Origin of the sequence: Heyndrickxia sporothermodurans (assembly GCF_003055045.1) — a bacterium.
Classification (GTDB): domain Bacteria; phylum Bacillota; class Bacilli; order Bacillales; family Bacillaceae_C; genus Heyndrickxia; species Heyndrickxia sporothermodurans.
Genome location: NZ_NAZB01000023.1, coordinates 110,347 through 125,261 on the forward strand (window position 1 = coordinate 110,347; position 14,915 = coordinate 125,261).

Genomic DNA, 14,915 nt, shown 5'->3' on the forward strand with positions numbered 1-14,915 from the left:
TTGAAAGCCTATATATATTTAATAAATATGAAAACGCAGAGTGGATTGGAGCGAAAGGAACCTGACTCCTGCGGGATATAGAGGAAAGGTCGAGACCCCACAGGCGCAAGCCGAGGAGGCTCGACTTCCTCCCCGCGGAAAGCAGGTTCCTGTAGTGGAAAGTAACGGTCTATGTTCCCAAAAACAACAATGTTTATTGCAAACAGCCCATAAGAAAAAGGATGTGAATCATTTGACAGAAGAAATGACCCAGCAAACACCTGTCAAAATTCACCTAAAGACAGTTATTAAACAGGATACAGAAAGTGAAAGCTATGAATTAATGCTTTTCGGAAATTTTTATCAAAAAGGAAATGCATTCTTTTTAAAATACGATGAAGAGGTTGAGGAAGGAACGGTACATACCATTGTTAAGATAGCAGATAACAACGCGGTTATTTTGCGAAGCGGCGCCATTAAAATGCGCCTAAGTTTCCATATGGATGTAGAAAAAAATGGTTCCTATGAAAGTACATTTGGCACACTTTTACTTTCAACGAAAACAGAAAAAATTGAACATATAAAAACGACGAAGAATGAGGGACTAATTAATCTAGCATACGATCTTCTTATGCAGGGCTCCTCATCAGGTAAATACGAAATGTCGATAAACTATAAGGAGGCATAATAAATGAATATAGTTGAACAAATTCAAATGAATATCAAAAATGAAATTAAAAATGCCGTATTAAAGGCTGGTTTAGCAGAAGAAGAACAAATTCCCGCAATTATTCTAGAAACACCAAAAGATAAATCACATGGAGATTATGCAACGAATACGGCGATGCAACTAGCGCGGATAGCAAAGAAAGCCCCCCGAATGATTGCAGAAGAAATTGTTTCCCATTTTGATACATCTAAAGCCTCTATTGAAAAAATTGAAATCGCCGGTCCAGGATTCATAAATTTTTACATGAATAATAGTTATTTAACAGATCTGATTCCGACAGTTATTGAAGCCGGTGATCAGTACGGACAAACAGATGCAGGGAAAGGTCAAAAAATTCAAGTTGAATTCGTATCTGCCAATCCAACTGGAGATTTGCATTTAGGACATGCTCGTGGGGCGGCAGTAGGCGATTCTTTATGTAATATTCTCGAAAAAGCGGGTTATGATGTTAGTCGTGAATATTATATTAACGACGCTGGTAATCAAATAAATAATTTGGCACGTTCTGTTGAAGCACGGTATTATCAAGCCCTTGGATTGGAGAAGGAAATGCCTGAAGATGGGTACCATGGTCAAGATATTGTCGGTATTGGCAAGAAGATTGCCGAACAATTCGGTGATGAGTACACGAAAAAGAGCGAAGAAGAACGCTTTGAATTTTTCCGTCAATATGGTTTGGACTATGAAATGGAAAAACTGAAAACCGACTTAGAAAACTTTCGTGTTCCGTTCGATGTTTGGTACTCAGAAACATCACTTTATAAAAATGGAAAAATTGATGCCATGTTAAAGACTCTTCGTGAAAGAGGCCATGTGTACGAATTAGATGGGGCTACTTGGTTTAGATCGACTGCATTTGGTGATGATAAGGATCGCGTGTTGATTAAAAATGATGGCTCATATACGTACTTAACACCAGATATTGCCTATCATAATGATAAATTTGAACGCGGCTTTGATAAGTTAATTAATGTATGGGGAGCCGATCATCACGGATATATCCCGCGGATGAAAGCAGCAATGGAAGCTTTAGGATACAATCCGGATAATCTTGAAGTAGAAATTATTCAGCTTGTTCATTTATATAAAGATGGCGAAAAAATGAAAATGAGCAAACGTACAGGGAAAGCTGTAACGATGCGTGACTTGATCGAAGAAGTTGGCCTTGATGGGGTTCGTTACTTCTTTGCAATGAGAAGTGCGGATACACATTTAGATTTTGATTTAGATCTTGCGGTTTCACAATCAAATGAAAACCCTGTTTATTATGCACAATATGCACATGCGAGGATTTGCAGTATTTTACGCCAAGGTGAAGAACAAGGATTTACGGTAGAAAAAAATGCAAAATATGATTTAATTAAAGCGGAAAAAGAGATTGAAGTATTAAAGAAAATCGGTGATTTCCCAGCGGTGATTGCTGAAGCAGCCGAAAAGCGGATACCACACAGAATCACAAATTATATTAATGATCTTGCATCTACCTTCCACAGCTTTTATAACGCGGAAAAAGTATTGGATAAAGACAATGTGGAATTAACAAAGGCACGCCTTGCTTTAATTAAATCCGTACAAATCACATTAAAAAATGCATTAGCATTGATTGGCGTATCGGCACCGGAAAAAATGTAACATCAAAAAATCCAATTCCTATGAATTGGATTTTTTTAAACTATAAAATATTTGCTATTGCATTTGCACACAGTTCTTTTATTTTAGTGCCGAAAGAAGTGTTATGAAGTTCTTCAATGGCAAGCTGATGTGAATCTAATAGATCTTTTTCAACTACTTTCGTTATTCTTTCAATAAAGTCGCGATCATAAATATAACAATTCAATTCATGATTAAGGAAAAAGCTTCTCCGATCAAAATTAGCTGTCCCGGTTTGACATATTGACTGATCAATAATCATCACTTTCGCATGATAAAAGCCGTTCATATATTGGTACACTTCTCCACCGTTAGACATTAACTTCCGAAAATAACGAAACGACGCTTCTTTCACTAAAATATGATCAGCTTTTTCAGGTACGAGGATTTTTAACGTAACCCCTCTTTTTAAAGCAGCAAGAAGCCTTTCTAAAATTTCGTGTGAAGGTATGAAATAAGGAGTTCCAATATAGATCATTTCATTTGCGCGATCAATTAAACCGCATATTACTTCCTCAAAATATTTCCCTTCTGTTGGAAAGAACTTGTGTATCATCGTTCCGTTCACTGCTTCAGGGGAATACTGTAATGATAAAGGCTGTTTCGTTGCTCTTTCCCAATTGATGGAAAATTCCTCCTGAATATCTTTAACACTTTCACCTATATAGCGAAAGCAATAATCTCTCCAAGGAGACAGAACCGGATCTTTATCAATATATTCTTTGCCGATATTATAACCACCCACATATCCAATTTTTCCGTCAATCACCGAACATTTTCGGTGATTTCTTTGTTGAAGGGTGAAAAATAAAAAAGGAAAACGGGGCCGATTGCAAAACTCAACTTTCGCTCCAATACTTTTTAATTCCTTTATTAATGTTTTGGATACACTATAACTTCCCATCCAATCCATTAATAAGCGAACTTCTACACCTTCAAGTGCCTTTTGTGCCAGTAATTCTAAAAAGTTTTTGCTAAATTGGTCGCCTTTGACAATATAAAAAAGAATATGAATGCTTGATTTAGCTGCTTTAATGTCGGAGTAAAATAAATTAAATAAGTCATCTCCCCTAGTAATTAGATGAATTTCTCCCATTCGTTTAGGATATTCTCTTTTTTTACAATGACGTAAATAACTTCTTTTCCCAAAAACATAGTCAGCTGTACATAAAGCGATGATAAGTAGAATGAATAGAAACACTATCCAAAGCCATGTCAGCATAAGTTCCTCCCTAACAAAAAAATAATGTTTCAATAGTATCTCCATAATTTAGAGAAACATAAAAAATAGCCGATTTATAATATTTTTGAAAAATTCAAATTTCACGGCGTATAATAAAATAAGGGAATATCATCGCTCTTATACATAAAAAGAAAAAATTACATTGCAAAAGTCAAAAAACTTTGAATAAAGTCATTGACTGAATGCTCATTCATTATATAATGTAAGTAAGTAACATTCAGAAAATTAGGGGTTTTAAATCCTAAAGTTATTCTTTGGAGGGGAGAGTTTATTATATGTCTTGGTTACTTTGGGTAAATTGGATTGCTTTTCTATTTGTAACCGTTTACGCAATCTCGTTATTTGTTTATGTAGTAAAGACTAGAATTCAATATATTAAGCTAGGCAAAAAAGTTGAATTCGATAATCGGGTCAAAGAACGTCTACAAAAGATTTGGGTCAATGTGTTTGGTCAGAAAAAGCTTTTGAAGGATAAGAAAAGTGGCGCGATCCATGTGATGTTCTTCTATGGCTTTATTCTTGTACAATTTGGGGCAATTGATTTTATTTGGAAGGGTCTTGCACCTGAATCACACTTACCGTTAGGTCCATTATATGCAGGATTTACATTCTTCCAGGAAATTGTCACACTCGTCATCTTAGTTGCAGTAGTTTGGGCATTTTACCGTCGTTATATTGAGAAATTAGTTCGTTTAAAAAGAGGCTTCAAATCTGGACTTGTTCTTTTATTTATTGGTGGTTTAATGGTATCTGTGCTAATAGGAAATGGGATGGGAATAATTTGGCACGGTGAAGAAGTATCGTGGACGGAGCCAATTGCATCACTTATCGCACAAGCATTTGGGTGGATAGGTGAAACAGCATCGATCGTTATTTTCTATATCGCTTGGTGGATCCATTTAATTTTCCTACTCTCATTCCTTGTTTATGTACCACAATCGAAGCATGCACATTTAATTGCCGGACCAGCAAATGTGTACTTTAATCGTTTAGATGGTGCAGGAAAACTGAATTCAATTGATTTTGAAGATGAGTCCCAAGAATCATTCGGTGTAGGAAAGATCGAAGACTTCTCCCAATTACAATTGATTGATTTATATGCTTGTGTGGAATGTGGACGTTGTACAAATATGTGTCCGGCAACAGGGACAGGAAAAATGCTATCCCCAATGGATTTAATAATTAAATTAAGGGATCATTTAACGAATCATGGTGCGGCAGTAACATCGAAACAACCGTGGGTACCAACTTTCGCATTTTCTAATACAAAAGGAAATCAAATTGCATTAGCAAGTGCTGGACAAGGGGCAGAAGAATCAGCTGCTGCTTTAAATTATTCTCCAAATCTTATCGGAGACGTCATTACCGAAGAAGAAATTTGGGCGTGTACAACATGCCGTAACTGTGAAGATCAATGTCCGGTTATGAATGAACATGTTGATAAAATTATCGATCTTAGACGTTATCTAGTATTAACAGAAGGAAAAATGGATGCAGATGCTCAACGTGCAATGCAAAATATTGAACGTCAAGGAAATCCATGGGGACTTAATCGGAAAGAACGTGAAAATTGGCGAGATGCCCGTGAAGATGTTCATGTACCAACTGTAAAAGATGTGAAAAAAGCTGGCGAGGAATTCGAATATTTATTCTGGGTTGGATCGATGGGGTCTTTTGATAACCGCAGTCAAAAAATCGCATTATCTTTTGCGAAGCTTCTTAACGAAGCAGGTGTGAAATTTGCAATTTTAGGTAATAAAGAGAAAAACTCGGGAGATACACCACGAAGATTAGGAAATGAATTCTTATTCCAAGAATTAGCCGGACAAAATATTGCCGAGTTTGAGAAAAATGAAGTGAAAAAGATCGTCACAATTGACCCTCATGCATATAACATCTTTAAAAAGGAATATCCTGACTTTGGTTTAGAAGCGGAAGTTTATCATCATACAGAACTTCTTTATGAACTAGTTAAAGAAGGGCGCTTAAAACCTAAATATGAAGTGAATGAAAAAATTACGTTCCATGATTCCTGTTATTTAGGAAGATATAATGATGTGTATGATCCACCTCGGGAAATTTTAAAAGCGATTCCTGGTGTTACGCTAGTTGAAATGGAACGTAACCGAGAAAAAGGGATGTGCTGTGGAGCTGGAGGCGGTTTAATGTGGATGGAGGAAGATACGGGTCACCGCATTAATGTCTCTCGTACTGAACAAGCTTTAGCAGTGAACCCTTCTATCATTAGTTCTGGATGTCCGTATTGTTTAACAATGCTGTCTGATGGTACGAAAGCGAAGGAAGTAGAAGAAACAGTCAAAACATATGATGTCGCAGAATTACTTGAAAAGGCAGTTTGTGGTGAGCCAGAACAAAATCTCGCATCATAATTAATGTTCTATTTCGATGAAATTGAACATAAAATTTATTGGCAATTTTTAATAAAATGTTTCAATTCTTACAACTTTTCAGTTAATATAGTTTTATAGACATTTAGTAGGAATAGGGCACAAAAAGGGGCTTTTTAGTCCCTTTTTGTAAACCAAGTTGTTGAGCGAGCGTTCAGTCAATGTTTTGTAAGCGATTTCTCGAAATTACTTATGAAGGAGTGGATAAAATGGCAAAGACAGTCATTGTGGGTGGGGCAAGAACTCCCTTCGGCAAGCTTGGAGGTAAGTTAAGTTCGCTAACTGCACCTAAATTAGGTGGAATTGCAATTAAAGAGGCTTTAAAAAGAGCAAAAGTTGAACCTGCTAATGTAGGTGAAGTAATTTTCGGTTCTGTTCTGCAAGGGGGGCAAGGGCAGATTCCTTCAAGGCAGGCTGCAAGATTGGCAGATATTCCATGGGAAGTAAAGACGGAAACGATTAATAAAGTATGTGCTTCCGGAATGCGAAGTGTAACGTTAGCTGATCAAATTATTCGATTAGGTGATGAAGAGATCATTGTAGCTGGTGGAATGGAATCGATGTCCAATGCACCATATATTCTACCGAATGCCCGTTTTGGTTTAAGAATGGGTGATGCTCCTTTAAAAGATTTAATGATATATGACGGTTTAACTTGTTCATTCTCAGGTGTTCATATGGGATCATATGGAAATCGGACGGCCAGCGAATTTAGTATTTCAAGGGAAGAACAGGATGCATGGGCATTACGAAGCCATGAACGGGCTGTAAAAGCAGTTGAAGAAGGAAAGTTTGCAGAAGAAATTGTGTCTATAGAGATTCCGCAACGAAAAGGAACTCCGCTAATTGTTAAAGATGATGAGGCACCAAGAAGTGATACATCCCTAGAAAAATTATCAAAATTACCACCCGTTTTCGATAAAGATGGGACAATTACGGCAGGTAATGCACCAGGGGTAAATGATGGGGCTGTAGCTATGGTTCTAATGAGCGAAGAAAAGGCTCAATTAATGGGTTTGGAGCCGTTAGCCTCAATTATAGGTCATACAGCCATTGCGGTTGAAGCGAAGGATTTTCCGCAAACACCTGGTTTAGTCATTAATGAACTACTTAAGAAAACAGGAAAAGCGGTAGAGGAAATTGATCTATTTGAAATAAATGAAGCTTTTGCCGCAGTATCACTTGCTAGTAGTAAAATCGCTCATTTGGATCCTGAAAAGGTGAATGTTAACGGAGGAGCGATTGCCCTGGGACATCCGATAGGAGCGAGCGGAGCAAGAATTATTTTGACACTTATCTACGAGCTTAAACGCCGTGGTGGCGGATTAGGGCTAGCTGCTATCTGTTCCGGTGGTGGTCAAGGAGACGCGGTATTAATTGAAGTGAAGAAAAACTAGGGAGGAAGACGCGAATGGATATTAAAAAAGTAATGGTGATCGGTGCTGGGCAAATGGGATCCGGAATCGCTCAAGTATGCGCACAAGCGGGATACATCGTCTATTTAAATGATTTAAAAGAGGAATTTGTTCAAAAAGGATTAGGAGTCATTTCTAAAAACTTTTCAAGGCAGGTTACTAAGGGGAGAATGACAGAAGAAGAAAAAGACAAAGTTCTTTCAAATTTTATTCCGTCTACGAATCTACAAGACTCTGAAAATGTTGATATTGTCATTGAAGCTGCCGTTGAAAATATGGAAGTGAAAAGTAAAATCTTTAAAGAATTGGATCAATACGCGCCAAATCATGCGATTTTAGCTTCCAATACATCCTCATTGCCGATAACTGAAATTGCAGCAGCCACCGATCGTCCGGAAAAAGTCATTGGTATGCATTTTATGAATCCGGTCCCAGTTATGAAATTAGTTGAGATTATTCGCGGTCTAGCAACTTCTGATGAAGTATATCAGGCTGTAGAGGACATGACAAAATCGTTATCAAAAATTCCAGTCGAAGTAAACGATTTTCCGGGCTTTGTTTCTAACCGTGTGCTCATGCCGATGATTAATGAAGCGATCTATACCTTGTATGAAGGGGTTGCAACAAAGGAAGCAATCGATGAGGTAATGAAGCTCGGGATGAATCATCCGATGGGACCACTAACTCTAGCTGATTTTATTGGTTTGGACACTTGTTTATACATTATGGAAACATTACATGAAGGCTTTGGTGATGACAAATATCGACCTTGCCCATTGTTAAGAAAGTATGTAAAAGCTGGGTGGCTAGGGAAGAAATCAGGAAGAGGCTTTTATATTTATAACTAATTATTTTTGAAAGAACTAAGGGGAGACCATGATGAATCTACATTTCAACGAAGAGCAAATAATGATGAGAAAAATGGTTCATGAGTTTGCAGAAGCAGAAATTGCCCCTTTCATAGAAAAGATGGAAGAAGGAGAGTTCCCAAGGGCTATTTTACGAAAAATGGCGGAATTAGGGCTAATGGGTATTACCGTTCCAGAAAAGTATGACGGATCTGAGATGGACTTTACCTCTTATATTATTGCGATTCACGAGTTATCAAGAGTTAGTGCAACAATCGGTGTCATTCTTTCAGTCCATACATCAGTAGGAACGAATCCAATTCTTTATTTCGGTACAGAGGAACAGAAACAAAAGTATCTTCCGAAGCTGGCAACTGGTGAATATTTGGGAGCGTTTTGCTTAACAGAGCCTAGCGCAGGGTCCGATGCGGGAAATTTAAAATCAAGAGCCATTAAAAAAGGGGATCACTATATTATCAATGGTTCAAAAGTATTTATTACAAACGGAGGTGAAGCTGATACGTATATTGTTTTTGCCGTGACCGATTCAACAGCAGGAAAAGATGGCATATCGGCTTTCATCGTTGAGAAAAATACTGCCGGTTTAATCATAGGAAAAGATGAACATAAAATGGGACTTCATGGGTCTCGTACTGTACAGCTTACTTTTGACGACATGGCCGTTCCTGTTGAAAATCTACTTGGAAAAGAAGGAGAAGGGATGAGAATAGCACTAGCCAATTTGGATATCGGAAGAATTGGCATTGCGGCTCAAAGCTTAGGAATTGCTGAAGCCGCTCTTGAAAAATCGATAGAATATGCGAAAGAGCGAATCCAATTTGGCAAGCCTATCGCTTCTCAACAAGGAGTTGGATTTAAACTTGCTGATATGGCAACAAATGTAGAGGCGGCTAAACTGTTAGTTTATCAATCAGCTAATCTACGATCATTAGGTCTTCCTTGCAAAACAGAAGCTTCTATGGCTAAATTATTCGCCTCACGAACTGCAGTAGAAACGACGAAAGAAGCAATTCAAATCTTTGGCGGGTATGGATACACAAAGGACTACCCGGTAGAAAGATATTTCCGGGATGCGAAAATTACTGAAATCTATGAAGGAACAAGTGAAATACAACGAATCGTAATAAGCAAACAATTATAACAATAAGTGGAGGAACTAAATTATGAATTTTCGTTTATCAGAAGAGCATGAAATGATTAGAAAAATGGTTCGCGATTTTGCGGAAAAAGAAGTGGCTCCAAGTGCTGCTGAACGTGATGAAGAGGAGCGTTTCGATCGAGAAATCTTCGATAAAATGGCTGAGTTAGGTTTAACAGGGATCCCTTGGCCCGAGGAATATGGTGGAATCGGCAGCGACTATTTAGCTTATTGCATAGCAGTTGAGGAACTATCAAGGGTCTGTGCATCTACTGGAGTTACTCTTTCTGCCCATACTTCTTTAGCTGGATGGCCACTTTATAAATTTGGATCCGAGGAGCAAAAGCAGAAGTATTTAAAACCAATGGCACAGGGTGAAAAGATTGGCGCTTATGGATTAACCGAGCCGGGTTCAGGGTCGGATGCGGGTGGCATGCGCACGACTGCACGTTTAGAAGGTGATCATTATGTTTTAAATGGATCGAAAATTTTTATTACAAACGGCGGAGTAGCGGATATTTATATTGTTTTTGCATTGACAGATCCATCTAGCAAACATAAAGGAACGAGCGCGTTTATTATTGAGAAAGATTTTGAAGGTTTTTCTGTAGGGAAAAAGGAGAAAAAATTAGGTATTCGCTCCTCACCGACAACTGAAATTATTTTTGAGGAATGTAAAGTTCCAAAAGAGAATTTACTAGGTCAAGAAGGGGATGGCTTTAAAATTGCGATGATGACTCTTGATGGCGGTCGTAACGGAATAGCTGCACAAGCGGTAGGAATTGCTCAAGGAGCATTAGATGCATCTGTCGCATATGCAAAAGAACGTCATCAGTTTGGGAAACCAATTGCTGCGAATCAAGGCATTTCTTTTAAACTTGCTGATATGGCAACAAGTGTTGAAGCATCTCGCCTATTGACCTATCAAGCAGCATGGCTTGAATCAAATGGTTTGCCATACGGCAAGGAATCAGCGATGTCTAAGCTTTTAGCTGGTGATACAGCAATGAAAGTTACGACAGAAGCGGTGCAAATCTTTGGTGGCTATGGATATACAAAGGATTATCCAGTTGAGAGATTCATGCGTGATGCAAAAATCACACAAATTTATGAAGGTACACAAGAGATTCAACGATTGGTAATCTCGAGAATGCTAACAAAATAACAACATCGTCATGAAAAAACAGTCATAAAGGGGTATTTTTAATAGATAGTGATGTGCAGATAAGGAACGTGGGGAGGTCCTTCATCTGTATCGGGAGAAGGTGATGTTTTCTGAGTAAAAAAAGAGCTGTTCATGCGTCTGTAAAGGATGAGCGACTTGTTAATATACGAAGAACCCAAATGATTCGGGGAGCGGTAGCACTTTTTAAGGAAAAAGGATTCCATCGAACGACAACGAGGGAAATTGCCCAAGCGGCTGGTTTTAGTATCGGCACTTTATATGAATATATCAGAACGAAGGAAGATATTTTATATCTTGTCTGTGATAGTATTTATGACCAGGTTCGAGAGCGTCTGCAAGGGATGGATTTGGAACAGGGCACTCTTGAAAGTTTAAAGCTTGGAATCGCCTACTATTTTAACATTATGAACGAAATGCAAGATGAGGTTTTGGTTATGTACCAGGAGGCAAAATCATTATCGAAAGATGCGCTCCCATATGTGTTAAAAAAGGAAATGGAAATGGTAGGCATGTTTGAAACTTTAATTCGCCGTTGCATTGAAAATGGTGAATTGATGATGGATGATTCACATATCGATTTATTAGCTCATAATATTTTTGTTCAAGGACAAATGTGGGGATTTAGAAGATGGGCACTCAAAAAGAATTATTCCAAAGAAGAATATATTGAATTACAAACGAACTTACTTTTTAAGGGTATTGCCGGGTTTGAAATTTAGTATGGAACAGGGGGAGAAGAATGAGCACGGTTGAGATTTATAAACCAAAAAATCCTGTACGCTTTGTAACTGCATCAAGTTTATTTGATGGCCATGACGCATCAATCAATATTATGCGAAGAATTCTGCAAGCAAGCGGGGCAGAGGTCATTCATCTTGGACACAATCGGTCGGTTGAGGAAGTTGTCAATGCAGCTGTCCAAGAAGATGTTCAAGGGATTGCTATTTCATCATATCAAGGTGGCCATGTTGAATATTTTAAATATATGTATGATTTATTAAAGGAAAAAGGCGCTTCACATATTCGTATTTATGGTGGTGGAGGCGGGGTTATTATTCCGCGTGAAATTAAGGAACTCCATGAATATGGAATTGCATGGATTTTTTCACCGGATGATGGGCGGAAATTTGGTCTTCAAGGGATGATCAACATCATGCTGAAAGAATGTGATTATCCTACTATTACAAGCCAACTAACAGATGAGATAAATCAGTTAAAAGAGGGGAATATCCGTTCAGTAGCTAAGTTTATCACACTTGCGGAAAATCAAATTGGTGCAAAACAAGAAGTTGCCTCCTCTGTAGAAACAGCATTTGACGAAATAAAATTATTAGCGAAAAAGGCACCTGTTGTTGGTATTACAGGTACAGGGGGAGCGGGAAAGAGCTCTTTAACAGATGAACTTATTCGCCGGTTTCTCAATGAGATTCCGGATAAAAAGGTAGCTATTCTATCGATTGATCCAACAAAGCAAAAAACGGGTGGAGCTTTACTAGGTGACCGAATTCGAATGAATGCAATTTTTCATTCACGAGTATATATGAGAAGTTTGGCGACAAGGGGTTCAAGAACTGAATTATCACTTGCTATAAGAGATGCGATTAATGTAGTAAAAGCAGCAGGATATGATTTGATCATCGTTGAAACGAGCGGTATCGGCCAAGGGGATGCAGAGATTGCTGAAATAAGTGATATTGCTATGTATGTAATGACGAGCGAATTTGGTGCACCTTCACAACTCGAAAAAATCGATATGATCGATTTTGCAGATTTAATTGTGATCAACAAATTTGAACGGAAAGGTTCTGAAGACGCCAAAAGCCAAGTCCAGAAACAATATCAACGAAGTCATTTACTATTTGATAAAGATTTAAAAAGTATGCCCGTTTACGGAACGATCGCAAGTCAGTTCAATGATCCAGGTACAAATGCGCTATTTGCCGCACTTGTAGAAAAAATTAATGAAAAAATGTCTACGAATTGGGAGGTTCCTTTTTCGAAAGATGCTCTTGTGGAAAAACAGAATGTGATTATTCCGAATAGCCGTCGTTACTATTTAAGGGAAATCTCCGAAACAGTGCGAAACTATCATAAGAAAGCGGAGGAGCAAGTACGATTGGCAAGAAGGCTTTTCCAACTTGAAGGCGCACTTCAAGCGGTTCGGGAAAAGGAAACAAATGATGATGTTATTTCTTCCTTGGAAGCATTGAAAAATGACGTGTACGAAAGTCTAACAAAAGAATCAAAAAGCATCATCAATAATTGGGGGAAATTAAAGGAGAAATACTCCGGAAAACAGTTTGTAACGAAAATTCGCGATAAAGAAATTATTACCGAGTTGACGACCAAAAGCTTGTCAGGACTAGATATTCCGAAAGTTTCCTTACCAAAGTATGAGGATTACGGAGAAATTCTAAAATGGGTATATAAAGAAAATGTTCCCGGTTCTTTTCCGTATACGGCAGGTGTATTCCCGTTTAAACGCGAAGGCGAGGATCCGAAGCGGCAGTTCGCAGGTGAAGGAACACCAGAACGAACGAATAAGAGGTTCCACTACTTATCGGAAAATGATCCGGCAAAACGTTTGAGCACTGCTTTTGATTCAGTAACATTATATGGCGAGGATTCGGATTATCGACCAGATATTTATGGGAAAGTTGGCGAATCGGGTGTAAGTATTTGTACACTTGATGATATGAAGAAACTTTATGCAGGATTTGATTTATGTCACCCATCGACATCTGTTTCGATGACTATTAACGGGCCTGCACCGATTATTTTAGCCATGTATATGAACACAGCCATTGATCAGCAAGTGCAATTTAAGGAAAAAGAACTCGGAAGAAGCTTAACGTTAGAGGAGTATACAACCGTAAAAGAATCGACGTTACAAGTTGTAAGAGGTACCGTTCAAGCAGATATTTTAAAAGAAGATCAAGGACAAAATACGTGTATCTTTTCAACCGAATTTGCCCTTCGAATGATGGGGGATATTCAACAATACTTTATCGATCATAAAGTACGTAATTATTATTCTGTCTCGATTTCAGGGTATCACATTGCTGAGGCAGGAGCTAATCCTATCTCACAGCTTGCTTTTACTTTAGCTAATGGTTTCACCTATGTTGAGTATTATTTAAGTCGAGGAATGGATATAAATGATTTTGCTCCTAACCTATCTTTCTTCTTTTCTAATGGACTTGATCCTGAATATAGCGTGATTGGACGTGTGGCAAGAAGGATTTGGGCGACGGTAATGAGAGATAAGTACGGAGCGAATGAACGAAGCCAGAAACTGAAATATCATATTCAAACATCTGGCCGCTCACTTCACGCTCAGGAAATTGACTTTAACGACATTCGAACAACTTTACAAGCACTAATGGCATTGCATGATAATTGTAATTCTTTACACACGAATGCCTATGACGAAGCGATTACCACCCCTACCGAAGAATCGGTAAGGCGGGCGATGGCGATTCAAATGATCATTACGAAAGAGCATGGATTAACGAAAAATGAAAATCCATTACAAGGGTCATTTATTATTGAAGAGTTAACGGATTTAGTTGAGGAAGCGGTTCTTGCTGAATTCGATCGTTTGAATGATCGCGGTGGTGTATTAGGAGCAATGGAAACGCAGTATCAACGTGGAAAGATTCAAGAAGAGTCGATGTATTATGAAATGAAAAAGCATAGCGGAGAATTACCAATCATCGGTGTTAACACCTATTTAAATCCTAACCCGCCTACAGAAGAAGAAATGAACAGCATTGAACTAGCTCGCGCTACGAAAGAAGAAAAGGAAACACAAATTCGCAACTTAAACAAATTTAAAGAAAAAAATAGCGATAAAGTTGAACAGGCGATAAAACAATTGAAAAATACTGCAATGAATGGCGGAAATATCTTTGCGGAATTAATGGAGACGGTAAAAGTAGCTAGCTTAGGACAAATTACAAAAGCTTTGTATGATGTCGGTGGTCAATATAGAAGAAATATGTAAGTGAAAATGATCAAAAAACTCCTTAGTATACAAATGCTAAGGAGTTTTTCCGAAAATAATTGTGTAGCTATTGAATGCTAATGTGAATTAAAGGTAAAATCTAGATAGATATGAATAAACAACGAAGAAGTGGTACAGTGCCTAACGGGATGTGAAAAAATGCATTATAAGAACTTACTGAAAATAATCGGTATTATTGCTTTTTTTATTTTTGGATACTTTCTTTATATGAAACAGCTAGGTGCGGTTCCCTTTTTAATTTTGTCTATTATTCTTTTTTATCTTGGAATA

Annotated in this window: 10 protein-coding genes; 9 read left to right on the forward strand and 1 reads right to left on the reverse strand. The window is 38.0% G+C overall.

Going from position 1 to position 14,915, the window contains the following annotated elements; genetic code table 11:
- Window positions 1–154 precede the first annotated feature (154 nt).
- Entirely contained in the window at window positions 155–667 is a 513-nt protein-coding gene (locus tag B5V89_RS11730) for a YwiB family protein (RefSeq protein ID WP_244913490.1), read from the forward strand.
- 3 nt (window positions 668–670) lie between these two features.
- Window positions 671–2,341, forward strand: coding sequence for an arginine--tRNA ligase (gene argS, locus B5V89_RS11735; RefSeq protein ID WP_066235163.1), 1,671 nt, complete (start codon window positions 671–673; stop codon window positions 2,339–2,341).
- A gap of 40 nt (window positions 2,342–2,381) precedes the next feature.
- On the opposite strand, the gene cls is transcribed toward argS, so the two are convergent.
- A complete protein-coding gene (cls, locus tag B5V89_RS11740; protein WP_108072163.1) occupies window positions 2,382–3,581 on the reverse strand; it encodes a cardiolipin synthase in 1,200 nt (399 codons plus the stop codon).
- 296 nt (window positions 3,582–3,877) lie between these two features.
- On the opposite strand from cls, the gene B5V89_RS11745 reads away from it, so the two are divergent.
- The 7 genes from B5V89_RS11745 (at window position 3,878) to icmF (ending at window position 14,624) form a co-directional block, all read left to right on the forward strand.
- Entirely contained in the window at window positions 3,878–5,992 is a 2,115-nt protein-coding gene (locus B5V89_RS11745; protein ID WP_066235159.1) for a 4Fe-4S dicluster domain-containing protein, read from the forward strand.
- Window positions 5,993–6,219: 227 nt separating this feature from the next.
- The gene (locus B5V89_RS11750) at window positions 6,220–7,407 is read left to right on the forward strand and encodes an acetyl-CoA C-acetyltransferase (protein ID WP_108072165.1); all 1,188 of its coding nucleotides are present in this window, start codon (window positions 6,220–6,222) and stop codon (window positions 7,405–7,407) included.
- Between the two features lie 14 nt (window positions 7,408–7,421).
- On the forward strand, window positions 7,422–8,273 hold the full coding sequence (locus B5V89_RS11755) for a 3-hydroxybutyryl-CoA dehydrogenase (RefSeq protein WP_108072167.1): 852 nt from the start codon (window positions 7,422–7,424) through the stop codon (window positions 8,271–8,273).
- A 31-nt stretch (window positions 8,274–8,304) separates the two neighbouring features.
- Window positions 8,305–9,435 (forward strand): acyl-CoA dehydrogenase, encoded by a 1,131-nt coding sequence (locus tag B5V89_RS11760; RefSeq protein ID WP_108072169.1) that lies wholly within the window; start codon window positions 8,305–8,307, stop codon window positions 9,433–9,435.
- Between the two features lie 22 nt (window positions 9,436–9,457).
- Window positions 9,458–10,597, forward strand: coding sequence for an acyl-CoA dehydrogenase (locus tag B5V89_RS11765; RefSeq protein ID WP_066235144.1), 1,140 nt, complete (start codon window positions 9,458–9,460; stop codon window positions 10,595–10,597).
- 110 nt (window positions 10,598–10,707) lie between these two features.
- Entirely contained in the window at window positions 10,708–11,337 is a 630-nt protein-coding gene (locus B5V89_RS11770; protein ID WP_066235142.1) for a TetR/AcrR family transcriptional regulator, read from the forward strand.
- A 20-nt stretch (window positions 11,338–11,357) separates the two neighbouring features.
- Entirely contained in the window at window positions 11,358–14,624 is a 3,267-nt protein-coding gene (icmF, locus tag B5V89_RS11775; protein WP_108072170.1) for a fused isobutyryl-CoA mutase/GTPase IcmF, read from the forward strand.
- The last annotated feature ends 291 nt before the right edge of the window (window positions 14,625–14,915 follow it).